The sequence below is a fragment of the Pedococcus sp. 2YAF34 genome (assembly GCF_052114585.1).
Taxonomy (GTDB): Bacteria; Actinomycetota; Actinomycetes; order Actinomycetales; family Dermatophilaceae; genus Pedococcus.
On sequence record NZ_JBFRFA010000016.1, the window covers coordinates 1 to 22968 of the forward strand.

A 22968-nucleotide genomic window follows, 5' to 3' on the forward strand; every position below is an offset into this window, starting at 1 on the left:
CACCCGTCGCTGCCGCCCTCTCGCGGCCCGCGCGGCGCGGGGCGGCACCGCCTGCCGCGAGGCATACTCACTGCGTGAGCGAGCACCTGCTGGTCTTCCCCGACCGTGACACCGCCGACGAGGTCGCGGCCGAGCTCGTGGAGGAGGGTTTCGCGGCCCAGGTCGTGCGCGAGGCCCTGGCCGGCGAGGACGACTCCGAGGACCACGAGTGGGCGGTCCACGTGGTCGAGGAGAACGTCGCCGACGAGTCCGGCCCCGTCGAGGGTGGCCTGCGTGACCGGTTCAGCGCGCTCGCCGAGGAGCGGGGCGGCTGGTACGACCCGGAGCCCACGACGCCCGCCGGGCTCTGACGACGGTCGACGGGACCTAGTACTCCTGCGCTCTAAGGTTGAGCGGAATACACTCAACTTTGGAGCGGTTGCCTCCAGTGAGCGACTGACCAGCAGCTGCACGACCCCGTTTGAACCACACAGGAGCACCCAGGCATGGATCTGAAGCCCACCGCCAAGGTCGGCGAGGCCCTCGCCCTCGCCCAGCGCGCCGCCCAGACGGCCGGCAACCCCGAGATCACCCCCGACCACCTCACGAGCGCCCTGATCCAGCTCGAGAACGCTCAGGCCGACGTGCTGCTCCAGGCTGCCGGCACGGGGGCGGCCCACGTGCTCGGCCAGGCCGACGCGCGGCTGCGCACCCTGCCGACGACCACGGGCGCCAACCAGCCGCCGACGTTCGGGCGCGAGGCGGTCGCCGTCCTGCAGCACGCCGACACCCTGATGCGCGCACGGGGCGACGCCTACCTCGCGGTCGACCTGCTCCTGCTCGCGCTGGCCGAGACCGGCCACCTCGCGGCGGTGAAGCAGCGCGGCGCCAAGGACATGGAGGCCAAGATCGACGCCCTGCGGGCCGGTCGCAAGGTCAGCAGCGAGACGCCGGCCGAGGCCGGCGAGGCGCTGGAGAAGTACGGCTCGGACCTCACCCAGATGGCCCGCGACGGCAAGCTCGACCCGGTCATCGGCCGCGACACCGAGATCCGCCGCGTCGTCCAGGTGCTCGCGCGCCGCACCAAGAACAACCCCGTCCTGATCGGCGAGCCGGGTGTCGGCAAGACCGCCGTGGTCGAGGGGCTGGCCCAGCGCATCGTGGACGGCGACGTGCCGGAGTCCCTGCGCGAGAAGCGGCTCATCAGCCTCGACCTCGGGGCGATGGTGGCCGGCGCGAAGTACCGCGGCGAGTTCGAGGAGCGGCTCAAGGCCGTGCTCGAGGAGATCAGGGCCAGCAACGGGCAGATCGTCACGTTCATCGACGAGCTGCACACCGTCGTCGGGGCGGGGGCGACCGGCGAGGGCGCCATGGACGCCGGCAACATGCTCAAGCCGCTGCTGGCCCGGGGCGAGCTGCGCCTGGTCGGCGCGACGACGCTCGACGAGTACCGCCAGCACATCGAGAAGGACCCCGCCCTCGAGCGCCGGTTCCAGCAGGTCTTCGTCGGCGAGCCGTCGGTCGAGGACACCATCGCCATCCTGCGCGGCCTCAAGGAGCGCTACGAGGCGCACCACAAGGTCGAGATCGAGGACGCCGCGCTCGTCGCCGCGGCCAGCCTGTCCGACCGCTACATCAGCGGGCGCCAGCTGCCCGACAAGGCCATCGACCTGGTCGACGAGGCTGCCTCCCGGCTGCGCATGGAGATCGACTCCTCGCCGGTCGAGATCGACCAGCTCCGGCGTGCGGTCGACCGGTTGCGCATGGAGGAGCTGCACCTCGCCCGCGAGACGGACGAGGCCTCGGTCGAGCGCCTCGAGCGGCTGCGCAAGGACCTCGCCGACAAGTCCGAGGAGCTCGCCGCCCTCAACGCCCGCTGGGAGTCCGAGAAGTCCGGCCTCAACCGCGTCGGCGACCTCAAGTCGCAGATCGACGAGGCGCGCAGTCAGGCCGACCGGCTCCAGCGCGAGGGCGACTACGAGAAGGCGTCGCGGATCCTCTACGGCGAGATCCCGGCCCTGGAGACGTCGCTGCGCAGCGCGCAGGAGGCCGAGGGCAGCCAGGCCGAGGACCTCATGGTCAAGGAGCGCGTGGGCGCCGACGACATCGCCGAGGTCATCTCCGCGTGGACCGGCATCCCCGCCGGCCGCCTGCTGCAGGGCGAGACCGCGAAGCTGCTGTCGATGGAGTCGATCATCGGCGCGCGCCTCATCGGCCAGTCCACGGCGGTGGCGGCCGTGAGCGACGCGGTACGGCGCTCGCGGGCCGGCCTCGCCGACCCCAACCGGCCGACCGGGTCGTTCCTCTTCCTCGGACCGACCGGTGTCGGCAAGACCGAGCTCGCGAAGAGCCTCGCCGACTTCCTGTTCGACGACGAGCGCGCCATGGTGCGCATCGACATGAGCGAGTACTCCGAGCGGCACTCGGTCGCGCGCCTCATCGGGGCGCCCCCCGGGTACGTCGGGTACGAGGAGGGCGGCCAGCTCACCGAGGCGGTGCGCCGGCGCCCCTACTCGGTCGTGCTCCTCGACGAGGTGGAGAAGGCTCACCCGGAGACGTTCGACATCCTGCTGCAGGTCCTCGACGACGGCCGGCTCACCGACGGGCAGGGCCGCACGGTCGACTTCCGCAACGTCATCCTCGTCATGACCAGCAACCTCGGCAGCCAGTTCCTCATCGACCCGCTGATGGACGAGCAGGCCAAGCGCGACGCCGTCATGGGGGTGGTGCGGGCGAGCTTCAAGCCGGAGTTCCTCAACCGACTCGACGAGGTCGTCATCTTCGACCCGCTGTCCTCCGACGAGCTCAGCCACATCGTCGAGCTGCAGGTGCGCGAGCTGGCCACCCGCCTGGTCGACCGCCGCATCACCCTCGAGGTCACCGACGCGGCGAGGGAGTGGCTGGCCATCACCGGCTACGACCCGGCCTACGGCGCGCGCCCGCTGCGGCGACTGGTGCAGAAGGAGATCGGCGACCGGCTGGCCAAGGCCGTGCTGTCCGGGCAGGTCCGTGACGGCGAGAGCGTGGTGGTCGACCGCGACGACGACGCCGACCACCTCGTGGTGCGCGCCGCCGCCTGATCGCGCAGACTTCCAGCATGAGCGAGGAGCACGTGGACGGGCAGGGTGGCCGGCGGGCCCGGCCGGGCGAGGAGGGCCTCGACCGGCGGCCGGAGGGTGTCGACGACGCCACCGTCGAGGCGGTCGGCAAGGTGAGCGAGGCGTTCGAGGCGATCGAGGAGGTGCGCGGCCGGCTCTACGGCCTGCACCGCCTCACCGGCACCGCCGACCTCGCCCTCGGCGACGCCTGCGACCTGCTGCGCAAGGCCGGCCACGACGCGCTCGCCGACCGCCTCGAGACCGAGCTCGTCGGCCGCAACGTCCTCGACGGCCGCTGGACCTTCCAGCTCGTCGAGGAGTTCGACGACGGCTACTACGCCGACTTCCAGCGGCTGGAGAAGCTGGTGCGCGACGAGCTGGTGCAGGGGCGCCGGCACGTCTTCGAGGCCGAGATGAAGGCCGAGCGACGCACCCCCGGGCGGCCCGGTCACGAGGCGACGCCCGACTGACGCTGGGGTATGGCGCGTGGTGACCACGCGCCATACCCCAGCCCGGTGGTGCTGGTCAGCGGATCGGGCGCACCACGTAGGGCATGACGCCGGACTCGCCGCGGGAGAAGGCGCGGACGCGGATGTCGGGGCCGCTCACGCGGTTGGCCTCCGCGATCTTGCCGTCACCGATGTAGAGGGCGACGTGGTGGATGCCGGACGCGGTCCTGCTCGAGCTGGACCAGAAGACCATGTCTCCGGCCTTGATCTGGGAGATCGGGACGCGGGGCCCGTCGGCGTACTGGCTGCGCGAGGTGCTCGACAGGCGCAGGCCGGCGCCCTTGTGGAAGACGTACTCCATGAAGCCGGAGCAGTCGAAGCCCACGGTGTTGCGGTCGTCGATCCCGCTGGGGCTGCAGCAGATCCCCTTGGTCGGGCCGAAGGCGTTGCCGCCACCCCATGAGTACGGGTACCTGCCGAGCATCCCCTTGGCGGCGGCGATCGTGGCGGTGACCTTGGCCGACTGGGTGTGCGTCGGCGGCGGAGGCGTGGTGCCCTTGCAGAGCGGGGCGACCAGGCCGTCGGAGCCGGTCTTGACGAAGGCGTCGCTGACGTAGCCGCCGCTCTTGAGCTTGTCCCAGACCGTCGAGCTGCCATAGGTGCCCGACACCTGCTGGCCGTAGGTCTGGCAGGTGATGGTGACGCGCGCCCCGTCGGCGCGGGTGCCGACGACGGTGGAGCTCGTCGTCGGGGCCGAGCGGACCTTGAGCGCGGCGCCGCTCGTGTTGACGCGGCCCGTCGCGGTGTCCGCCGCGTTCGCTGCGACGGTCGAGACCAGTGGGGCGGCGACCAGGACGACGGACGCGGCGGCGGTCGCCAGCCGGCGGCGGTGGGTGCTGAGCAGCTGCATGGGAGTTCCCCCTCGTGACGGCCGGCACGGTGCCGGTGTGCGGGGAACGCTAGGAGCCGCAAGGCGAACCGACCATGGGGAGCGGTCCCCTGCGCGGCCTGCGCGTCCGGACCTGTGGTGGGTGCCGGGCGGTTACGGTGGGCCTGTGCGCGCCACCCTCCGCCCAGCCGTTGCAGCTGTCGCCGCCGTCCTGTCGTTGCTGGCGGTGGCCGGCTGCTCGAGTGGTGGCGACGGCGGTGCGGTGGAGCAGTCCCCGGCCCAGCAGCTCGCGGCGGCCCGCGCCAAGCTGGAGAAGAGCCCTGCGGTGGACTTCACCCTCGAGTCGACGGGGCTGCCCGGCAAGGCCGTCGGCGTCTCGGCCGCCAAGGGCACCGGCGTCTTCACCCCGCCGTCCTTCCAAGGCACCCTCAACGCCTCGATCCGCGGCATCACCGGCACAGTGCAGGTCGTCGCCGTGGAGCAGGACGTCTACATGAAGTTCTTCACGCCGTCGTTCGTCAAGATCGACCCGGCCAAGTACGGCGCCCCCAACCCGGCCCAGCTGTTCAACACCTCGACCGGCATCACCAGCCTCATCACGAGGACGCAGGACCTCGCCAAGGCCTCCACCGTCCGTGACGGGGCAGACGTCCTCAACACCTTCACGGGCAAGCTCCCCGGCGGCGCGGTGGCCGACCTGCTCGTCACCGGCGACCGCAACGGCACCTTCGACGTGACCTACGGCGTGACCCGCTCCGACAAGGAGCTGCGCACCGTCGTCATCAAGGGCCCGTTCTACGCCGGCGCCACCTCGACCTACACCCTGCACCTCACGAGCCTGGCCAAGGCCGTTGCGATCACCCGCCCCTAGGGCCCTGCTCGCCACGGCCTCCGTGGCCGTGGCGCTCGCGGCGGCCGACACGTATGTCGTCGTGCTGGCGCTCACCGACATGATGACCGGCGTCGGCCTGGGCATCGACGCGCTGCAGAAGGCGACCCCGATCATCTCGGGCTTCCTGCTCGGCTACATCGCCGTGCTGCCGCTGATCGGACGACTCGCGGACCTCGTTGCGCGGCAACGGATCCTGGTGGCCTGCCTGGCGATCTTCGTCGTCGGGTCGGCGGTGACCGCCCTCGCCGTCGAGCTGCCGGTGCTCGTCTCGGGGCGAGTGCTGCAGGGGATCGGCGGCGGTGGTCTCGTGCCGGCGACCCTGGCCCTCGTGGCCGACCTCTGGCCCGTCGGGAGGCGCGGCGTGCCACTGGGCGTCGTGGGGGCGGTGCAGGAGCTCGGCAGCGTGCTCGGGCCCGTGCTCGGCGCTGTGGTGCTCGCGGTCTCGGGCTGGCGGACGATCTTCTGGCTCAACGCGATCGCCGGTGTCGTGCTGACCGGCGCGGTGCTGCTCGCCGGCGGTCAGCGGCCGGGGCGGCCCCGCGCCGTGCCGCTCGTCGTCGGTGTCCTGGCCCTCGTCGTCACGGGCGTCGCCCTCGCGGCGCCGCAGCGGTTGGTCACGGACGTGACCCTCGGTGTGCCGTTCGTGCCGTTCGGCGGGTCGACCTCGCGGCTGGCCACCCCGGTCGGCGTCGTGGCGCTCGTCCTGGTGCTCGCGTGGCTGGCGGTCAGCGCCCGCGGCTGGTGGGCCGTGCTCGGGCGCGCCGACCTGCCCGGCGCGCTGCTCCTGGCCGTCGCGCTCGGCAGCGTCGTGCTGACCTTCGCCGCCAGCGACCCGGAGCGGGAGGTCGTCGGGCCGCTGGGGCTCGCGCTCCTGCCGTTGGGGGCGTTGGCCTTCGGCGCCTACCTGTGGCGGCACCGCCGGGTCGAGACGCCGCTCGTGGCGCGTGGGGTCGTCCGCGGCCGCGCGCGGTACGCCCTGCTGGTGAGTGCCTGCGCCGGGGTCGCGCTCGTGGCCGTGGTGGTCGACGTGCCGGTGCTGGCCCGGCTCACGCTGACCAGCTCCCAGACCGAGGCCGCGCTGGTGCTCGTCCGGTTCCTGGTCGCCGTGCCGGTGGGTGCGCTGCTCGGTGGATGGTCGCTGCGTCGGCTCGGCGACGGCGTCGTCAGCGGCGTGGGCCTGGCCCTGGCGGCGGTCGGCCTGTTCGTGATGAGCCGCTGGGGCGACGGCGCCCTGGACCACCTCTCCGCGACGGTCGTCCTGGCGCTGGTCGGCCTCGGCATCGGGCTGGCCCTCGCCCCCGTCAACAACGCCGCGCTGACCGCCGCCCCCCACGAGGCTCACGGTGTCGCCTCCGCGCTGGTCGTCGTCGCACGGATGGTCGGCATGGTGGTCGGGCTCGCGCTCCTGACCGCCATCGGCCTGCACCGCTACTACGCCACGGTCGCGGCCCTGCCCGACCAGTCCGACACCAAGGCGCTGGTCGCTGCCGGGGTCGTGCAGGTGCAGACCGTCTTCGCCGGGGCCGCCGTCGCCGCCCTCGCCGGGGCCGCCGCGTCCACAGGGCTGGGCCTCCGCCCGGCCGTCGCGACACCGGCGCAACACGGCGTCTTCTCGGCAGAACGGGCTCTGTAGTCCCCGTTTCCCAGAGCAACCGCCGTGTTGCGTGGCTCGGTCAGTCGGCGATCTCGACGACGACGGGGGCGTGGTCGGAGGCGCCCTTGCCCTTGCGCTCCTCGCGGTCGATGGCCGCGCCCAGCACCCGGTCGGCGAACGCCGGGGAGCCGAGGATGAAGTCGATCCGCATGCCGCGGCGCTTCTGGAAGCTCAGGCGCGTGTAGTCCCAGTAGGTGAAGGTGCCGGGCTCGGACGTGTGGGGCCGCACGACGTCGACGAAGCCGGTGTCGAGCACCGCCTGGAAGGCCGCCCGCTCGGGCGCCGACACGTGGCTCTTGTCGAGGTAGTACTCCATCGACCAGACGTCCTCGTCCTGAGGCGCGATGTTCCAGTCGCCCATGATGGCGGCGGTCTCGCCGGCCTCGACCGAGTGCTGGGCCTGCGCACGCAGGGCGGCGAGCCACTGCAGCTTGTAGGCCATGTGGGGGTCCTCGAGAGCCCGGCCGTTCGGCACGTAGACGGAGGTGACCTTGATGCCGCCGCAGGTCGCGGTCAGCGCGCGGGCCTCCACCACGGGCGGCTCGCCCCACGAGGGTGCGTCCGCGAAGGAGGGCACCACGTCGGCAAGCCCCACACGCGAGACGATGGCCACGCCGTTCCAGTGGTTGAGCCCGTGGTGGGCCACCTCGTAGCCGAGCGCAGCGAGCCGGTCGAACGGGAACTGGGCGTCCGTGGCCTTGGTCTCCTGGATCGCCAGGACGTCGACGTCCGTGCGCTGGAGCCACGCCTCGACGCGGTCGATCCGGGACCTGATGGAGTTGACGTTCCACGTCGCGATGCGCACGGGGCAACCCTAAGGGGACGCACCTACAGTGGGCCCATGAGCACTGCCCTCGTCACCGGCGCGACCGCCGGCATCGGCCTCTCGTTCGCCCACCAGCTCGCCGAGCGGGGCCACGACGTGGTGCTCGTCGCCCGCGACCGCGCCCGGCTCGAGAACGTCTCGGACGAGCTCCAGGCCAAGTACGGCGTGGCCACGGAGATCCTCGTGGCCGACCTGTCCGACCGGGCCGACACCGGCAAGGTCGCCGAGCGCCTCGCCGACGCCGCCCGGCCGGTCGACCTGCTCGTCAACAACGCCGGGTACTCCCTGCGCAAGCGGTTCCTCGACAACGAGGTCAGCCAGGAGGAGGCCGTCTTCGACGTGCTCTGCCGGGCCGTCCTGGTCCTCTCGCACGCGGGGGCGCGGGCCATGCGCGAACGCGGGCACGGCGCCATCGTCAACGTCTCGTCGGTGGCCGGCTTCATCACCTCGGGCAGCTACTCGGCGGAGAAGTCCTTCGTCACCGTCTTCACCGAGTCGCTCGCCGGCGAGCTGGCCGGGACCGGGGTCACCGCCATGGCGCTCTGCCCCGGTTTCACCCACACCGAGTTCCACCAGCGTGCCGGGGTCACCATGTCGGGTGTGCCGGGGTTCATGTGGCTCGACGCCCGTCGTCTCGTGCACGACTGCCTCGAGGACGTCGCCAAGGGCAAGGTCGTGTCCGTGCCCGGGGCGCAGTACAAGGCCATCGTCGCCGGGCTGCGCTTCCTCCCTCGCGCACTGGTCCGCTCGCGCGCCCGTACGGTGCACCGTCCGAAGCAGCGTCGCGACGCTCGGTAGGCTGCTGAGCCGTGACCGACACCTCCGCCGCCCGCGCCCGCCTGCTCGAGATCATCAAGGACAAGGCCATCGTCCACGGCCGCGTCACCCTCTCCTCGGGCAAGGAGGCGGACTACTACGTCGACCTGCGCCGGATCACCCTCGACGGTGAGGCGGCGCCGCTGGTGGGCCTGGTCATGCGCGACCTCGTCTCCGACCTGGCGTACGACGCGGTGGGCGGTCTGACCCTCGGTGCCGACCCGGTCGCCACGTCGATCCTGCACGCCAGCGCCGCCGCGGGGGAGCGCAAGGACGCGTTCGTGGTCCGCAAGGCCGGCAAGGCGCACGGCCTGCAGCAGCGCATCGAGGGCCCCTCGATCGAGGGTCGCCGTGTCGTCATCGTCGAGGACACCTCGACCACCGGCGCCTCGCCGCTCGAGGCCGCGAACGCCGCCCGCGAAGCCGGCGCCGAGGTCGTCGCCGTGGCCACCATCGCCGACCGGGCCACCGGTGCCGCGGAGAAGTTCGCCGAGGCCGGGTTCGAGTACCGCTTCGTCTACGGGCTCGAGGAGCTCGGCCTCGCCTGAGCCGCCCGGCGCACTGCCCGCGGCCGCGCGCAGGGCCTAGGCTCAGGGCACTCGCGCAGACCAAGGGGAGTCTCATGATCGTCTGGATCGTCATCGCCGTCGTCGTCGTGCTGCTGGTCCTCGCGGCCGTCGGCATCTACAACGGCCTCATCAAGCTGCGCAACCTCGTGCAGGAGGCCTGGCGCCAGATCGACGTCGAGCTCAAGCGCCGGCACGACCTCATCGGCAACCTCGTCGAGACGGTCAAGGGCTACGCGGCCCACGAGCGCGGCACCCTCGAGGACGTCATGAAGGCCCGGTCGGCCGCCATGGCCGGTGGCCAGAGCCCCGCCCAGCAGGCGCAGAGCGAGGGCCTGCTGAGCCAGGCGCTCGGCCGCCTCATCGCCGTCGCCGAGGCCTACCCCGACCTCAAGGCCAACCAGAACTTCCTGGCCCTGCAGCAGGAGCTCACCGCGACGGAGGACCGCATCGCCTCCGCGCGGCGCTACTACAACGCCAACGTGCGCGAGCTCAACACCAAGGTCGAGACGGTGCCCAGCAACATCGTGGCGAACATGTTCGGCATCCACCGCGAGGAGTACTTCGAGGTGCAGGGCGAGGAGCGCGACGCGGTGAAGGTCGACTTCGGCCAGCGCGACGCGACCATCCCGCCCCCGAGCGGGTACGCCGCCGGGTCCGGCCCCGCGGCGACCCCGCCGCCTGCCGGGCAGCCCCCGGCGTCGCCCCCCACCCGGCCCTGACCCGTCGTCCACCGGTCGGTGGACGACGGTTCAACCGGAAAGTGCTCCCGCGCGGGTCTGCTGTCGCGGCAGGCTGGTCCCATGGACGCACCCATCACCGTGACCGGCCTGCGCAAGACCTACGGGTCCCGTGAGGCGGTCGACGGCATCGACCTGCAGATCGAGGCGGGCGAGGTCTTCGCCCTGCTCGGCCCGAACGGCGCCGGCAAGACCACCACCGTCGAGGTCCTCGAGGGCTTCCGGCGCCGCGACGGCGGGGACGTGAAGGTCCTCGGCAGCGACCCGGAGGACGCCGATCTCGCGTGGCGCAACCGCATCGGGATCGTGCTGCAGACCTCCACCGGCCTCGACCTGCTCACCCCGCGGGAGGCCGTCGCCAGCACCGCCAAGGTCTACCGCGACCCCCGCGACGTCGACGAGGTCATCGCCGCGGTCGGCCTGCAGGACAAGGCGGACGACCGCATCGGCAAGCTCAGCGGGGGCCAGCGACGCCGGCTCGACGTCGGCCTCGGGATCGTCGGCTCCCCGGAGCTGCTGTTCCTCGACGAGCCGACGACCGGGTTCGACCCGCAGGCGCGTCGCGACTTCTGGGACCTCATCCGCTCCCTCGCCGACGGCGGCACGACGATCCTGCTGACCACCCACTACCTCGACGAGGCCGAGCACCTCGCCGACCGGGTCGGGGTCATCGCCGCGGGCCGGATGCTCGCCCTCGACACCCCGGCCAACCTCGGTGGCCGCGCCTCCTCGGAGGCCACGGTCTCGTGGGAGGAGGGCGGCGCCCGCCGCACCGAGCGGACCAGTCTCCCCACGCAGTACGTCGCGGAGCTGTCCGCCCGCCTGGGGGGTGAGGTGCCGCGGCTCACGGTCACGCGGCCCTCGCTCGAGGACACCTACCTGTCGCTGATCGCCCCGCACCTCGACGAGGTCGCGCCGGCCGATTCGATGGCGGTGTCGGCATGAACGCCGCAGCGATCGGCTGGGACCGCACGGTCCTGGAGCTGAAGATGTACTTCCGCGAGAAGGAGGCGGTGTTCTTCTCGTTCGCCTTCCCGATCCTCATGCTGTCGATGTTCGCGGTGATCTTCGGTGACTCGTTCTCCGAGGGCGACGCGGCCGACGCCGGCGTCAATGCCGCCCGGTTCTTCCTGCCCGGCATGGTCGCGGCCGGCGTGATGCTCACGAGCTTCCAGTCGATGGCGCTCAGCGTCGCGGTGGAGCGCGACGACGGCACGCTCAAGCGGCTGCGCTCGACGCCGATGCCCCCCGTGGCCTACTTCCTCGGCAAGGTCGGGCTGGTCGCCAGCACCTCCCTGGCGCAGTTCGTGCTGCTCATCGCCATCGCGCGGCTCGGGTTCGGCGTGCAGCTGCCCACCGACGCGGTGCACTGGTTCACGTTCGTGTGGGTCTTCCTGCTCGGCGTCGCCTGCGGCACCGTGCTCGGGATCGCCTACTCCTCGGTGGCGACGTCCTCCCGGTCGGTGGGGGCCGTGGTCATCGCCCCGACGCTGGTCCTGCAGTTCATCTCCGGCGTCTACTTCGCCTTCACGGACCTGCCCGACTGGCTCAAGCAGGTGGCGTCGCTCTTCCCGCTGAAGTGGATCGCCCAGGGCATGCGCTCGGTGTTCTTCCCCCAGGACTGGCAGGGCCAGGAGATGGCCGGGGTCTGGGAGCACGGCCGGACCGCGCTCGTCCTGGGCGCGTGGCTCGTCGCGGGGCTCGTCATCTGCGCGCGGACGTTCCGCTGGACCAAGCGCGGCACGACATGATGGGCCGATGAGCGCCGACCAGCCCGTGGACTGCCGGCCGGTGCCGGGCACCTCCACGGGTGAGCTCGACGAGATGTGGCGTCGCCAGCTCGTCTGGTGGCACGTCTTCTTCGGCGTCCTGGTCGCCACGACGGCCGGCGTCCTGGTCGCCGAGAAGCCAGACCACCTCGGGTGGTCCCTGCTCGGGGTGGGCGTCATCGCCGCCGCGTACCTCGTCTGGGGCCGTCGCGGCATCGGTGACGAGGAACGGACCGCCGGCGTCCGCTACGTCGCCGTCGCCTGGGTCGCCCTCGTGGCGCTCATGGCGGTGGACGGGACGGGTACGGCGTGGGTCCTCACCTTCGGGCTCTTCCCCCAGACCTGGGCGATGCTGCGGCGCAACCACGCCGCTGCGGTGGTGGTCGCCGCGGTCCTGGCCATCGGCGCCGTACGCCTCTGGCAGGCCCCCCGCACCGGCGACGACGTCCTCGGCATCGCCATCAGCACGGTCATCACGCTGACCCTCTCCCTGGTCATGGGGCTGTTCATCCACAAGCTCATCCGCGAGGCCGACTCCCGGGCGTTCACCATCGACGAGCTCCGTCGCACCCAGGCGCAGCTGGCAGCCGCCGAGCGTGCCCAGGGGGTCGCGAGCGAGCGCGAACGCATGTCCCGCGAGATCCACGACACGCTGGCCCAGGGGTTCACCTCGGTGGTCACCCTGGCCCGGGCCACCGAGGCGGCGCTCGACCGGGGCGACCTCGAGGTGGTCCGCGAGCGCGTGCGCCTCATCGAGCAGACCGCCGCCGACAACCTCTCCGAGGCGCGGCTCATCGTGGCCGAGATGACGCCGGGCCACCTGCAGTCCCGCACGCTGTCCGAGGCGCTCGGCCGACTGGTCGACGCCGTCGCCGCCGAGTCTGGCATGGCGGGCACCCTCGTCGTGCAGGGTCAGCCGACGGTGCTCCCCGCCAACTCCGAGGTCGTCCTGCTCCGCACCGCCCAGGAGGGGCTGGCCAACGTCCGCAGGCACGCGCAGGCGCGGACCTTCGAGGTCCGCCTCACGTATGCCGCCGACGCGCCGGTCTCGCTCGAGGTCGCCGACGACGGCGTGGGCTTCGCCCCCGACGACCCGGATCGCGGCTACGGCCTCGACGGTGCCACCGCGCGGGCCGGCGAGGTGGGCGGGCGCTTCGAGGTCAGCAGCGCCCCCGGCGCGGGGACACGGCTGCGCATGGAGGTGCCCCGATGACGTTGCGGCTGCTGGTCGTCGACGACCACCCGGTCGTGCGGATGGGGCTCGCGGCGATGCTCTCGGAGCACCCCGACTTCGAGGTCGTCGGGGAGGCCGCCGACGGTGCGGAGGCGGTCCTGCTCGTCGAGCGGCTGTCGCCCGACGTCGTCCTCATGGACCTGCGGATGCCGGTGCTCGACGGCGCCGCCGCGACGGCCCGGCTGCGGGCACGACCCGACGCCCCGGCCGTCCTCGTCCTCACCACCTACGACACCGACGCCGACATCGTCCGGGCCGTCGAGGCGGGGGCCAACGGCTACCTGCTCAAGGACTCGCCCCGCGAGGTGCTGGCCGACGCCATCCGGCGAGCGGCCCGCGGCGAGACCGTCCTCGCCCCGCCGGTCATGGCGACCCTGGCCAGCCGGCTCCGCGCGCCGGCCGGACCCTCGCTCACCGAGCGGGAGACCGAGGTCCTGCGCTGCGTCGCCCGTGGGCTGTCCAACGCCGCGGTCGGGCGCGAGCTGCACATCGGCGAGGCCACGGTGAAGACGCACCTGCTGCGGGCGTTCGAGAAGCTCGACGTCACCGACCGCACCGCCGCGGTCACCGCAGCCCTGCGGGCCGGCCTGATCGAGCTGTAGGGATCAGGCGCGCTCGTCGGTGAGGTCGTCGTACGCCTCGCCGGCCTCGTCCACGATCGTCTCGGAGGTGGTGTAGCCGCGACGGGCCCGGACGACCTCGACGACCATCGGGACGACCGAGACCGCCACGATGGCCAGGATCGCGAGCTCGAGGTGGTCCTTCAGCGCGGGGAACGAGTTGCCGAGGAAGTAGCCGAGCAGGGTGACGACCCACACCCACAGGACCGCGCCCACGCCGCTCCACACGAAGAAGTGGCGGCGGTCCATGCGGCTGACGCCGGCGACGACGGTGATGAACGTGCGCACGATCGGCACGAAGCGGCCGATGACCAGCGCCTTGGCGCCGTGCTTCTCGAAGAAGGCGTGGCTGTCGTCGAAGTACTTCTTCTTGAGCAGCCGGCCGTCGCGCTCGTACAGGGGACGTCCCACGGCGCGCCCGATCTCGTAGCCGACGACGTTGCCGGCGAACGCGGCCGCGCTCAGGACGAGCAGGGCCACGACGAGGTTCATGCTGAAGTCGCCGGTGCTGATGAACAGCCCGATCGCGAACAGCAGCGAGTCGCCGGGCAGGATCGGGAAGAGCAGCCCGCACTCGACGAAGACGATCGCGACGCTCACCCAGAAGAACTGGGAGCCGAAGTGGTCGAGGAGCCACTGGGGGTCCATCCAGTTGGTGCTGAGTGAGTGCATGGGTCAAGGGTACGGGTCGCAGCCGGGTGCTCCCTGTGCGTCACCTGAGCGCGGGCTCGCCGGGGGCCTACCGGGCTGGCCAGCTGCGCAGGACACGCCCCAGTCTCCGACCTGCGCGAACGGGTCGGGCAGGGCCCGGGTGCGACGCGGTGGGGGACCGGTCACCGGCGCGTGGTGGTCCAGGACGGTGGTGAGCACCCCCTCGCCCCGCGTCAGGTGCGGCAGCCGCTGGGCGAGGCCGTGGACCTCGTCGGCCGGCACGTCGCCGCTCAGCACGGCGGCAGCGGTCGCGGAGGTGCCGGGCACCCGGGTGTCGTGGGGTACGGCGCGGTGGTGGGGCAGCTCGGCGAGCACCGTCCCGACCAGGTCCTGCGGCACCTCGAGCTCGAACCGGTGCACGGGCGCGCAGACGACCGTCCCGGCCCGGGCGAGGGCCTCGGCGAGCACGAGCCGGGCCAGGCTGCGGAAGTCCGCCGCGGTGCTCGACATCTTCTTGTCGAACCCGGCGTGCATCGCGCTCTGCCTCGGGTAGTAGCCCGAGTGGGTCACCACCACGCGGCAGTCCGGCACCGACCAGCCGTGCACGGCCTCGGTGAGGGTGCCGTCGACGCCCTCGCGGACGGCGGCGAAGAACGCCGGTGGCATCGAGCCGAGCTCGACCTCCAGCGCGAGGTCGACGCCGCTGCCGACCGGCGCCGGCTCGACCCGCAGCCCCACCGTGGCGAGGAACGGGTTGGGGCTGACGTCGATCAGCTGGTGCGCCGATCCGGCCGCCCGGACGCGCTCGACGCAGATCGGGGTCGTCGGCCGGAACGACGCCTGCACGCCGTGGTCCTCGGCGAGGAAGGTGGCGATCACCTCCTTCTGGACCTCGCCGTAGAGCGAGACCGCCACCTCGCCACGGCCGTCGTCGAGGCGCAGGGCGATGAGCGGGTCCTGCTCCGCGAGCTCGGTCAGGGCGGCGAACAGCCGTCCTCGTTGGCTGGGCTCGACCGGGTCCACGACCGTCTCGAGGCTGGGCCGGCCCAGCTCGACCTGCCGCGCCCGGAGCCCACCGGTGCCGAAGGTGTCGCCCACCCGGGCCGTCACCGGACCGCGGAGCACGGCGATCCGCCCCCGGTCGACCTGCTCGACCCTGCGCAGCCCGTCGGGGCCGAAGACCTCCAGACCCGTCACGCGTTCGGGTGCGCGTCCGCCCAGCTCGAGCCGGTCGCGGACCCGCAGCGTGCCGCCCGTCACCCTCACGTAGGTCAGCCGGCTCCCCGCGGCGGACCGGTCGAGCTTGAAGACGGTCCCGGCGGCGGGCTCGTGGTCGTGGTCGTGGTCGGGGTCCTGGCCCTGCAGGAGGTGGTGGTGGTCCTCGCCCGGGGGTGTCGTGCAGGCGGCGTCCTCGGCGACGAGGTCCGTGAGGGCGTCGAGCAGGGCCGGCACCCCGGCTCCTGTGATCGCCGACCCGAAGACCACCGGCTGCACCCGGGCCGCCCGCGTCCCCTCCCGCAGGTCGGCGCGTTCGCCGTCCGACGGCACGAACGGCAGGTATGCCGCCTGCGGGGTCCCGGGCGCGTCCACCGTCCCGAGGGGCACCGCGTCGGAGGTGAGGCGTTCGCCCACCTGTGCGAGGACCCGGTCCGGGTCGGCGCCGGCGCGGTCGAGCTTGTTGACGAACAGCACGGTCGGCAGCCCGAGCCGCTGCAGGGCGCGGGCGAGCACCAGGGTCTGCGCCTGCACCCCCTCGACCGAGCACACGACGAGGACGGCGGCGTCGAGGACGGCCAGCGAGCGCTCGACCTCGGCGACGAAGTCCGAGTGCCCGGGGGTGTCGACGAGGTTGACGAGGGTGTCGTGCCACGCGAACGAGGCGACCGCGGAGCGGATCGTGATGCCGCGGCGTCGCTCGAGGTCGAGCGAGTCGGTCCGGGTGTCACCGGCGTCGACGCTGCCGGGGTGGTCGAGGACTCCCGCCTCGTGCAGGATCCGTTCGGTCAGGCTGGTCTTGCCGGCGTCAACATGCGCGACGACCCCGACGGTCAACGTGCGCAACTGCCTTCACATCCATTCGGTAGGTGGGTACCTGGCGGGACGTGTCGGCAGCTCGCATCGGTTTCTCCGGTCTGTGGGTCGTTCGGGTGGGTGGGTCGTGCTCCTCCATGGCAGCAGCCGCACCCCCGGCCGGGCAACGGCTTTTCCGTCGTGGGGTGGCCGCGCGCCTAGGGTGGCCCCCGTGAGCGACGACGACCTGGCGGGCGCTGGCCGTGGCCGCGCCGGCCGTGATGACGAGATCGGCGTCGGGCCGTGGGTCGGTGAGTGGCCGGCGGGGGACCAGTGGGATGCCGAGCTGCTGCGCGACGGCGACCGCCGCAACGTCGTCGACGCCTACCGCTACTGGCGGCACGACGCGATCGTCGCCGACCTCGACACCCGCCGCCACGACTTCCACGTCGCCGTCGAGAACTGGGGCCACGACTTCAACATCGGCTCGGTCATCAGGACCGCGAACGCCTTCAACGCCAAGGCTTTCCACATCGTCGGCAAGCGGCGCTGGAACCGGCGTGGGGCGATGGTGACCGACCGCTACCAGCACGAGCACCACCACCCCACGGTGGACGACCTCCTGGCGTGGGCCGAGACCGCCGGACGCGCCGAGGACGGCACGGCACGCGCCATACCCGTCGTCGGCATCGACAACCTCCCCGGTTCGGTGCCGCTGGAGACCTACGACCTGCCGCGGGAGTGCGTCCTGCTGTTCGGGCAGGAGGGCCCCGGGCTGTCGCTGGAGGCGCGCCGGGCCTGCGCTGCGGTCCTGCACATCGAGCAGTTCGGCTCCACGCGCTCGATCAACGCCGGGGCTGCCGCGGCGGTCGCCATGCACGCCTGGGTCCGCCGGCACGTTTTCGGGCAGGCTGTCGATTAGAGGGGCGCTCGTGCGTCATCAGGGTGCACGCACCCACCGATGAGAGGACCAGCCATGACCCAGTACCTCGTGCTCCTGCCGAGCCCGGAGGCGCGCTACGCCACCGCGACCGACCAGGAGAAGCAGGAGCTGCACACCGCCCACACCGAGTTCGTCGAGCTGCTCGGGACCCGTGGCCACAAGATGGTCGGCGGAGCCCAGCTGACGCCCTCGACCCACGCGCGGGTCGCCCGCGGCAGCGCGCTCGACGACGTCACCGTGACCGACGGCCCCTTCGCCGAGAGCGCCGAGCAGGTCGCCGGCTACTACCTGGTCGAGTCCGACGACGTCGACGACCTGGCGCAGGTCTGCGGCCGCCTGCTGTCGACGCCTTTCCACCCGGCGGTCGAGATCCGTCCGACCGTGGCGATGTGAGGGGAGCGCGATGACCGAGTACGTCGTGCTGATCATGGGGGACGCCGACCGCTGGTGGACCACCATGAGCGTCGAGCAGCGCACGGCCGGGTACGCCGAGTACACCCGGTTCGGTGAGGAGCTCGGCCGCCGGGGGCACAAGATCACCGGCGGCGCCGAGCTCCACGCCTCGGGCGAGGCCCGCAGCATCCCCGCCGGTGGTGGCACCCCGACCGACGGTCCGTTCGCCGAGGTCACCGAGCAGGTCGGCGGCTTCTACCAGGTGGAGACCGACGACCTCGACGACCTGGTGGACTGCTGCCAGATCATCGCCGCCCTCGGCGACGGCATCGAGGTACGGCGCGTGGTCAAGCCGGAGGACCGTCCCTCGTGAGGTACGTCGTCCTCATCGCCTATGAGCCGGGTGAGTGGGAGGCTGCCGACGAGGAGGCCCGCCAGGAGCTCTTCGACGCCCACCACGCCTTCGAGAGGTTCGTCGACGAGCACGGAAGCAGGCGGGAGAGCGCCGCCCTCGCCGATGCCGAGACCGCGACGACCATCCGCCACCGTGCAGGCGGCCCGGTCGTCACCGACGGCCCCTTCGTCGAGCTGACCGAGCAGGTCGGCGGCTACTACGACGTCGAGCTCCCCGACCTCGACACCGCCATCGCCGCAGCCAAGCTCCTGCCGAGGTCCTACACGGTCGAGGTCCGGCCGACGGTGCAGGTCGAGGGGTACGAGGGCCGGTGACCGCCGGCGCCGACGAGCACGACCCGGGCAAGCCGGGCGGCCCTGGCGGTCGGCACGGTCCGGACGGCCCGGACGACGCGCTCGCCGGGGTCGTGCGCGAGGAGTGGGGCCGGTTGGTGTCCCTCCTCCTCGCCCGGTTCCGCCGGCTCGACCTCGTGGAGGACGCGCTGGCCGACGCGGTCGAGGCCGCCGCCCGGCGCTGGGCGCGTGACGGGGTGCCCGACAACCCGGCCGGGTGGCTCCACACGACCGCACGGCGCCGGATCCTCGACCGGCTCCGCGGTGAGGCGATGGCCCAGCGCAAGGTGCCGCTGCTCGTCGTGGCGGCCGAGGAGGAGGGGAGTGGCGCCGTGCGGGCCGACCCGGGTGACCTCGTCGAGGACGACCTCCTGCGCCTGGTCCTCATGTGCAGCCACCCCGCGCTCGACCCGGCGGCCGCGAGCGCCCTCACCCTGCGCCTCGTCCTGGGTGTCACCACGGCCGACGTGGCGCGCCTGTTCCTCGTGCCGGAGCCGACCATGGCTGCCCGTCTCACCCGGGCGAAGAAGAAGATCGTCACGGCGGGCATCCCCTTCGCCGTCCCCGCGGCCACCGAGCTGCCCGAGCGGCTCGACGTCCTGGCCCAGACGGCCTACCTCGCCTTCACCGCCGGGTACGCCCCCGGCAGCGGCCCCGACGCCCTCCGCGCCGAGTTGGCCGGTGAGGCGGTGCGGCTGGTACGGGTGGTCCTCGGCCTGCGTCCCGGCGAGCCGGTCCTCACGGCGTTGCTCGCCCTGATGCTGCTGCAGCACTCACGCCGCGACGCCCGCGTCGACGCGCACGGAGCGATCGTGCTGCTGCCCGACCAGGACCGCAGCCGCTGGCACCGCGACGAGGTCGACGAGGCACTGGCGCTGCTCGCCTCTCCTGCCCTCACCGGACGGGTCACCGTCCAGGCGGCCGGGTATGCCGTGCAGGCCCGGATCGCGGCCGAGCACGCCACCGCCCCCGACGCCGCCTCGACGCGCTGGGACCGCGTCGTCGCCCACTACGACACGTTGCTCAGGCTCGCCCCGACCCCGAGCGCCCGGCTGGCGCGCGCCGTCGCGGTCGCGGAGGCCGACGGACCACGAGCCGGACTCGCCCTGCTCGACGACCTCGACGAGCAGCTGCCGCACAGCCACCGCCTGCCTGCGGTGCGGGCCGAGCTGCTCAGCCGCGCCGGAGACCACGACGGTGCCCGCGCCGCGTACGCCGTCGCGATAGCGCGCTGCGCCAACGACGCGGAGCGGGCCCTGCTGACGGGGCGCCGAGACGCGCTTGACGCCTGAGACGACGGGTGTCGTGGGCGGCTGCGGACGTGAAAGGATCGGCGCGACGACGAAGTCCCGCAGATGGCTCTAAGGAGACCCCATGCCCATCGCCACCCCCGAGGTGTACGCCGACATGCTCGACCGCGCGAAGGCAGGCTCCTTCGCCTACCCCGCGATCAACGTGTCGTCCTCGCAGACGCTCAACGCCGCGATCCGCGGGTTCGCCGAGGCGGGCAGCGACGGCATCGTGCAGGTGTCCACCGGCGGCGCGGAGTACCTCTCCGGTCCCACGGTCAAGGACATGGTGTCCGGCGCCCTGGCGCTCGCGGCCTACGCCCACGAGGTCGCCAGGAACTACGACGTCAACATCGCGCTGCACACCGACCACTGCCCCAAGGACAAGCTCGACGGGTTCGTCCGGCCGCTGCTGGCCGCCTCCACCGAGCGGGTCAAGGACGGCGGGACCCCGTGGTTCCAGTCGCACATGTGGGACGGATCGGCCGTGCCGCTCGACGAGAACCTCACCATCGCCCGCGAGCTGCTCGACGCCTGCAAGGCGGCGAACGTCGTCCTCGAGATCGAGGTCGGCGTCGTCGGTGGCGAGGAGGACGGCGTCGCCAACGAGATCAACGACAAGCTCTACTCGACGCCCGAGGACGCGATCGCCACGGCGAGGGCCCTCGGTACCGGCGAGAACGGCTACTTCATGACGGCCCTGACCTTCGGCAACGTCCACGGCGTCTACAAGCCGGGCAACGTCAAGCTGCGGCCCGAGGTCCTCAAGGCCGCGCAGGACGCCGTGCACCGCGAGTTCGGCACGCCGGACGAGAAGCCGTTCCACCTCGTCTTCCACGGCGGCTCGGGCTCCACGGCCGAGGAGATCGCCGCGGCCGTCGACTACGGCGTCGTCAAGATGAACATCGACACCGACACCCAGTACGCCTTCACCCGCCCCGTGGCCGGCTACATGCTGACCAACTACGAGGGCGTGTTCAAGATCGACGGCGAGGTCGGCAACAAGAAGCAGTACGACCCGCGCGCCTGGGGCAAGGAGGCGGAGGCCGGCATGGCGGCCCGCGTCGTCGAGGCCTGCCAGCACCTGCGCTCGGCGGGCACCCACGCATGAGCGACAACCTGCTCGGCATCCCCGAGACCCGCCTGCCCGTCGACCCCGCGGCAGCCAAGCTGGAGGAGGGCGTCGCTGCCGACCAGGTGGCCGCGGCACACCCCACCTCCTCGCTGGCCTGGGCGACCCTCGCCGAGGACGCGCTCGCCGACGGCCGCACCGTCGAGGGCTACGCCTACGCCCGCACCGGCTACCACCGGGCGCTGGACTCGTTGCGCAAGAACGGGTGGCGCGGCCAGGGACCCGTCCCCTGGGAGCACGAGCCCAACCGAGGGTTCCTGCGCGCGCTTGCTGCCCTGGCCAAGGCGGCCGGCGCGATCGGCGAGACCGACGAGGAGCACCGCTGCACCGAGTTCCTGCGCGACTCCTCCACGACCGGGGCCCGCGAGCTCGGCCTCTAGCCGACGACGCCCCACCACCTGCAGCGCCACGGAGCCGGCGACCCCCGAGGTCGCCGGCTCCGTGGCGCGCGGCTGCTCGGTGCTGCTCGGTGCTGCTCGGTGCTGCTCAGTGCCGGAAGGCGACCTCGGCCACGGCGTGTGGCTGTCCCGTGGAGGCGGTCTCGTTGAGGATGCGCAGCTGCAGCGTGTACTCGTCGCCCTCCCAGGTGCAGTAGCTCGAGCCCGCGGCGCCCTCGCAGTGCTGGAACCGCGGCGCCACGCCGGGCCGCACGGCGAACGCGTCCTTGACCGCTGCCTCGCTGCCGAGCTGGGTGGCGCGGGTCCGGTCGCCCTTGACCCACGCGGTGACGAAGGCGATGCCGTAGTCCTGCGCCGAGCGCGGGATCGCCGGGGCGTCCTTGCCCGGCGGTGGCGTGGTGGGCGACGGGTCGATGGTCGGCCGGGTCGGCTTCGTCGGCACGGGCCTGGTCGCCGTCGGTGACGCGGTCACGGTGGTGGTCACGGTGACCGTCGCCGGCGTGGGCGTCGTCGAGCTCGTGCCGGTCGTGGTGGCGGGGCCCTTCGAGGGTCCGCACCCCGCGAGCACGACGGCGATCGCGATGGCGAGCATCACGGCCGAGAGGGCGGATGCAGTGGCTGGCGTGGTGGGCTGGTGTCGCGTGGTCATCGGACTTCCCCCGTCGTGGACGTGCGGTCACCAGCACAGACGTCGCGGGACGGCGGGGGGTTGGGCGGCCGTTGGTCGGCGGGTTGGTCGGCGGGTTGGTCGGGCCGTGGGCATGGTGACGGCGGAGGGAGGGATCTGGTCGGATCCCTCCCCCCGCCGTCGCCCCCTGGGGGAGGACCGTGGTCCGTCCCGCGTGCCCGTCGTCGGTGCGTCCCCTGCGTCGTCGACGAGGTGGCGCGCTCATTGTGCATCGCCTTCGGCCTCAGTGGTGTCACTATGGTGCCAATGGCCAGATGATGCCGACTGAGGACGGGGGCCTGTGACCAGCACCGATGAGCCGCGCCGCCAGGTGCAGGCCCTCTTCGTGGACCCCGTGGAGCGCCTGCAGCGCATCCTCGAGCGCGGCGAGCGGCAGCTCGAGGCGAGGCGCGACGACCTGGCCGAGGTGCGCTTCGCCCTCTACGAGCTGACCTCGGCGGCGGGCAGCGTCTCCACGCGCGGGCAGCGCGTCGTCGAGCCGCTGCCAGCGGACCTCGCGCCGTCGGTGCTGCGCCACCTCGTCGACAGCACCACCTCGATCGTGCGCCACTGCGCCATGACCGTCGAGGTCGGCTCGGGGCTCGACCCGGACGTCAACCGCCAGACCCGCGAGCTGCTGTCCGCCGGTGCGTTCCGGCAGCAGACGATCTACCCCATCGACATCATGGACACCAAGGCCGGCCGGACCTGGGTGCGCGCGTGGGCCGACGCGGGTGAGGAGCAGCGGCTGAGCCTCGTGCCCCCCACCGACTTCGCGGTCTTCGACCAGGAGGCGGTGGTGGCGGTCGCCGACTGGGGCAACCCCGCCGCCGACTACGTGCTGATCCGTGACCCGATGCTGGTGTCCGCGTTCACGGCCCTGTTCGACCGGTCCTTCGCCCGAGCCCTGCCCGTGGCCCCGGAGGGCGGCCCCGACCCTGCAGAGCAGGAGCTCATGCGGCTGCTGGCGCTCGGGCTCAAGGACGAGTCGATCGCCCGCTACCTGCACTGCAGCCTGCGCACGGTGCGCCGCAGGGTGGCCCAGCTCATGGACCGCCACGGCGTCCAGACCCGGTTCCAGCTCGGCGTCGCTGCGGCCCGGGCTGGTCTCGCCACGCTGGCCGATCCCACGGACCGGTAGCCTTCACCGGTACGGGCCCCGCGCAGTACGCGAGGGGCTCGCTGCATTTCTGCTCGAGACCGTGG

25 protein-coding genes are annotated in these 22968 nt (G+C 72.6%); 20 read left to right on the forward strand and 5 right to left on the reverse strand.

Annotated features, from left to right (window positions below; genetic code table 11):
* The first annotated feature begins 74 nt into the window (after nt 1-74).
* The 3 genes from AB4Z02_RS10310 to AB4Z02_RS10320 all read left to right on the forward strand — a co-directional run bounded on the left by AB4Z02_RS10310 (nt 75) and on the right by AB4Z02_RS10320 (nt 3547).
* Nucleotides 75-350: a ribonuclease E inhibitor RraB gene (locus AB4Z02_RS10310; protein ID WP_056884313.1), complete on the forward strand. Its 276-nt coding sequence runs from the start codon at nt 75-77 to the stop codon at nt 348-350.
* A gap of 135 nt (nt 351-485) precedes the next feature.
* Nucleotides 486-3059: an ATP-dependent chaperone ClpB gene (gene clpB, locus AB4Z02_RS10315; RefSeq protein ID WP_056884314.1), complete on the forward strand. Its 2574-nt coding sequence runs from the start codon at nt 486-488 to the stop codon at nt 3057-3059.
* Nucleotides 3060-3076: 17 nt separating this feature from the next.
* Nucleotides 3077-3547, forward strand: a complete 471-nt coding sequence (locus AB4Z02_RS10320; protein WP_441970772.1) for a hypothetical protein — start codon at nt 3077-3079, stop codon at nt 3545-3547.
* A gap of 55 nt (nt 3548-3602) precedes the next feature.
* On the opposite strand, the gene AB4Z02_RS10325 is transcribed toward AB4Z02_RS10320, so the two are convergent.
* Nucleotides 3603-4436: a C40 family peptidase gene (locus AB4Z02_RS10325; protein WP_441970773.1), complete on the reverse strand. Its 834-nt coding sequence runs from the start codon at nt 4434-4436 to the stop codon at nt 3603-3605.
* Nucleotides 4437-4581: 145 nt separating this feature from the next.
* Between AB4Z02_RS10325 and AB4Z02_RS10330 the strand changes: the two genes are divergently transcribed.
* Together AB4Z02_RS10330 and AB4Z02_RS10335 are read left to right on the forward strand one after the other, a co-directional pair.
* The gene (locus AB4Z02_RS10330) at nt 4582-5286 is read left to right on the forward strand and encodes an LppX_LprAFG lipoprotein (protein WP_056884317.1); all 705 of its coding nucleotides are present in this window, start codon (nt 4582-4584) and stop codon (nt 5284-5286) included.
* A complete protein-coding gene (locus AB4Z02_RS10335; RefSeq protein ID WP_441970775.1) occupies nt 5267-6940 on the forward strand; it encodes an MFS transporter in 1674 nt (557 codons plus the stop codon). Before AB4Z02_RS10330 ends, AB4Z02_RS10335 begins: the two co-directional genes overlap by 20 nt.
* A gap of 40 nt (nt 6941-6980) precedes the next feature.
* On the opposite strand, the gene AB4Z02_RS10340 is transcribed toward AB4Z02_RS10335, so the two are convergent.
* On the reverse strand, nt 6981-7766 hold the full coding sequence (locus tag AB4Z02_RS10340; RefSeq protein WP_441970777.1) for an exodeoxyribonuclease III: 786 nt from the start codon (nt 7764-7766) through the stop codon (nt 6981-6983).
* A gap of 36 nt (nt 7767-7802) precedes the next feature.
* Between AB4Z02_RS10340 and AB4Z02_RS10345 the strand changes: the two genes are divergently transcribed.
* From AB4Z02_RS10345 to AB4Z02_RS10375, 7 genes are all read left to right on the forward strand, one after another.
* A complete protein-coding gene (locus tag AB4Z02_RS10345; protein ID WP_441970779.1) occupies nt 7803-8585 on the forward strand; it encodes an SDR family NAD(P)-dependent oxidoreductase in 783 nt (260 codons plus the stop codon).
* A gap of 11 nt (nt 8586-8596) precedes the next feature.
* Complete coding sequence (gene pyrE / locus AB4Z02_RS10350) at nt 8597-9151, forward strand: orotate phosphoribosyltransferase (protein ID WP_441970781.1); 555 nt, start codon at nt 8597-8599, stop codon at nt 9149-9151.
* A 74-nt stretch (nt 9152-9225) separates the two neighbouring features.
* Nucleotides 9226-9891: a LemA family protein gene (locus AB4Z02_RS10355; protein ID WP_441970783.1), complete on the forward strand. Its 666-nt coding sequence runs from the start codon at nt 9226-9228 to the stop codon at nt 9889-9891.
* 81 nt (nt 9892-9972) lie between these two features.
* The gene (locus AB4Z02_RS10360; protein ID WP_441970785.1) at nt 9973-10854 is read left to right on the forward strand and encodes an ABC transporter ATP-binding protein; all 882 of its coding nucleotides are present in this window, start codon (nt 9973-9975) and stop codon (nt 10852-10854) included.
* Entirely contained in the window at nt 10851-11660 is an 810-nt protein-coding gene (locus tag AB4Z02_RS10365) for an ABC transporter permease (RefSeq protein WP_441970787.1), read from the forward strand. Before AB4Z02_RS10360 ends, AB4Z02_RS10365 begins: the two co-directional genes overlap by 4 nt.
* A 7-nt stretch (nt 11661-11667) precedes the next feature.
* The gene (locus tag AB4Z02_RS10370) at nt 11668-12891 is read left to right on the forward strand and encodes a sensor histidine kinase (protein WP_441970789.1); all 1224 of its coding nucleotides are present in this window, start codon (nt 11668-11670) and stop codon (nt 12889-12891) included.
* A complete protein-coding gene (locus tag AB4Z02_RS10375) occupies nt 12888-13514 on the forward strand; it encodes a response regulator (RefSeq protein ID WP_056884326.1) in 627 nt (208 codons plus the stop codon). Before AB4Z02_RS10370 ends, AB4Z02_RS10375 begins: the two co-directional genes overlap by 4 nt.
* Nucleotides 13515-13517: 3 nt before the next feature.
* On the opposite strand, the gene AB4Z02_RS10380 is transcribed toward AB4Z02_RS10375, so the two are convergent.
* Nucleotides 13518-14204 (reverse strand): DedA family protein, encoded by a 687-nt coding sequence (locus AB4Z02_RS10380; RefSeq protein ID WP_441970791.1) that lies wholly within the window; start codon nt 14202-14204, stop codon nt 13518-13520.
* 3 nt (nt 14205-14207) lie between these two features.
* Nucleotides 14208-16244, reverse strand: a complete 2037-nt coding sequence (locus AB4Z02_RS10385; protein ID WP_441970792.1) for a GTP-binding protein — start codon at nt 16242-16244, stop codon at nt 14208-14210.
* A gap of 181 nt (nt 16245-16425) precedes the next feature.
* Between AB4Z02_RS10385 and AB4Z02_RS10390 the strand changes: the two genes are divergently transcribed.
* From AB4Z02_RS10390 to AB4Z02_RS10420, 7 genes are all read left to right on the forward strand, one after another.
* On the forward strand, nt 16426-17115 hold the full coding sequence (locus AB4Z02_RS10390) for a TrmH family RNA methyltransferase (protein ID WP_441970793.1): 690 nt from the start codon (nt 16426-16428) through the stop codon (nt 17113-17115).
* Nucleotides 17116-17169: 54 nt separating this feature from the next.
* Nucleotides 17170-17529, forward strand: a complete 360-nt coding sequence (locus tag AB4Z02_RS10395; protein WP_441970794.1) for a YciI family protein — start codon at nt 17170-17172, stop codon at nt 17527-17529.
* A gap of 10 nt (nt 17530-17539) precedes the next feature.
* A complete protein-coding gene (locus tag AB4Z02_RS10400; RefSeq protein ID WP_056884333.1) occupies nt 17540-17902 on the forward strand; it encodes a YciI family protein in 363 nt (120 codons plus the stop codon).
* Complete coding sequence (locus tag AB4Z02_RS10405; protein WP_441970796.1) at nt 17899-18258, forward strand: YciI family protein; 360 nt, start codon at nt 17899-17901, stop codon at nt 18256-18258. Before AB4Z02_RS10400 ends, AB4Z02_RS10405 begins: the two co-directional genes overlap by 4 nt.
* Nucleotides 18255-19568, forward strand: coding sequence for an RNA polymerase sigma factor (locus AB4Z02_RS10410; RefSeq protein WP_441970798.1), 1314 nt, complete (start codon nt 18255-18257; stop codon nt 19566-19568). The genes AB4Z02_RS10405 and AB4Z02_RS10410 overlap by 4 nt, the downstream gene beginning before the upstream one ends.
* Before the next feature lie 82 nt (nt 19569-19650).
* Nucleotides 19651-20676, forward strand: coding sequence for a class II fructose-bisphosphate aldolase (gene fbaA, locus AB4Z02_RS10415; protein WP_441970799.1), 1026 nt, complete (start codon nt 19651-19653; stop codon nt 20674-20676).
* Entirely contained in the window at nt 20673-21077 is a 405-nt protein-coding gene (locus AB4Z02_RS10420) for a DUF3151 domain-containing protein (protein WP_056884336.1), read from the forward strand. The genes fbaA and AB4Z02_RS10420 overlap by 4 nt, the downstream gene beginning before the upstream one ends.
* 106 nt (nt 21078-21183) lie before the next feature.
* On the opposite strand, the gene AB4Z02_RS10425 is transcribed toward AB4Z02_RS10420, so the two are convergent.
* Nucleotides 21184-21744 carry a hypothetical protein gene (locus AB4Z02_RS10425; protein WP_441970801.1) on the reverse strand — a complete coding sequence of 187 codons (561 nt, stop codon included), beginning with the start codon at nt 21742-21744 and terminating at the stop codon, nt 21184-21186.
* A gap of 319 nt (nt 21745-22063) precedes the next feature.
* Here AB4Z02_RS10425 and AB4Z02_RS10430 point away from each other — a divergent pair, with 319 nt between their 5' ends.
* Nucleotides 22064-22903: a hypothetical protein gene (locus AB4Z02_RS10430; RefSeq protein WP_441970803.1), complete on the forward strand. Its 840-nt coding sequence runs from the start codon at nt 22064-22066 to the stop codon at nt 22901-22903.
* Nucleotides 22904-22968 lie beyond the last annotated feature (65 nt).

Bases quoted from the DNA above. Each gene is read 5' to 3' on its own strand.
- AB4Z02_RS10395 (WP_441970794.1), top strand. From the start codon at position 17,170: ATGACCCAGTACCTCGTGCTCCTGCCGAGCCCGGAGGCGCGCTACGCC.
- AB4Z02_RS10380 (WP_441970791.1), bottom strand. From the start codon at position 14,204: ATGCACTCACTCAGCACCAACTGGATGGACCCCCAGTGGCTCCTCGAC.
- AB4Z02_RS10375 (WP_056884326.1), top strand. From the start codon at position 12,888: ATGACGTTGCGGCTGCTGGTCGTCGACGACCACCCGGTCGTGCGGATG.
- AB4Z02_RS10320 (WP_441970772.1), top strand. From the start codon at position 3,077: ATGAGCGAGGAGCACGTGGACGGGCAGGGTGGCCGGCGGGCCCGGCCG.
- clpB (WP_056884314.1), top strand. From the start codon at position 486: ATGGATCTGAAGCCCACCGCCAAGGTCGGCGAGGCCCTCGCCCTCGCC.
- AB4Z02_RS10355 (WP_441970783.1), top strand. From the start codon at position 9,226: ATGATCGTCTGGATCGTCATCGCCGTCGTCGTCGTGCTGCTGGTCCTC.
- AB4Z02_RS10370 (WP_441970789.1), top strand. From the start codon at position 11,668: ATGAGCGCCGACCAGCCCGTGGACTGCCGGCCGGTGCCGGGCACCTCC.
- AB4Z02_RS10425 (WP_441970801.1), bottom strand. From the start codon at position 21,744: ATGACCACGCGACACCAGCCCACCACGCCAGCCACTGCATCCGCCCTC.
- fbaA (WP_441970799.1), top strand. From the start codon at position 19,651: ATGCCCATCGCCACCCCCGAGGTGTACGCCGACATGCTCGACCGCGCG.
- AB4Z02_RS10365 (WP_441970787.1), top strand. From the start codon at position 10,851: ATGAACGCCGCAGCGATCGGCTGGGACCGCACGGTCCTGGAGCTGAAG.
- AB4Z02_RS10420 (WP_056884336.1), top strand. From the start codon at position 20,673: ATGAGCGACAACCTGCTCGGCATCCCCGAGACCCGCCTGCCCGTCGAC.
- AB4Z02_RS10325 (WP_441970773.1), bottom strand. From the start codon at position 4,436: ATGCAGCTGCTCAGCACCCACCGCCGCCGGCTGGCGACCGCCGCCGCG.
- AB4Z02_RS10360 (WP_441970785.1), top strand. From the start codon at position 9,973: ATGGACGCACCCATCACCGTGACCGGCCTGCGCAAGACCTACGGGTCC.
- AB4Z02_RS10345 (WP_441970779.1), top strand. From the start codon at position 7,803: ATGAGCACTGCCCTCGTCACCGGCGCGACCGCCGGCATCGGCCTCTCG.
- AB4Z02_RS10400 (WP_056884333.1), top strand. From the start codon at position 17,540: ATGACCGAGTACGTCGTGCTGATCATGGGGGACGCCGACCGCTGGTGG.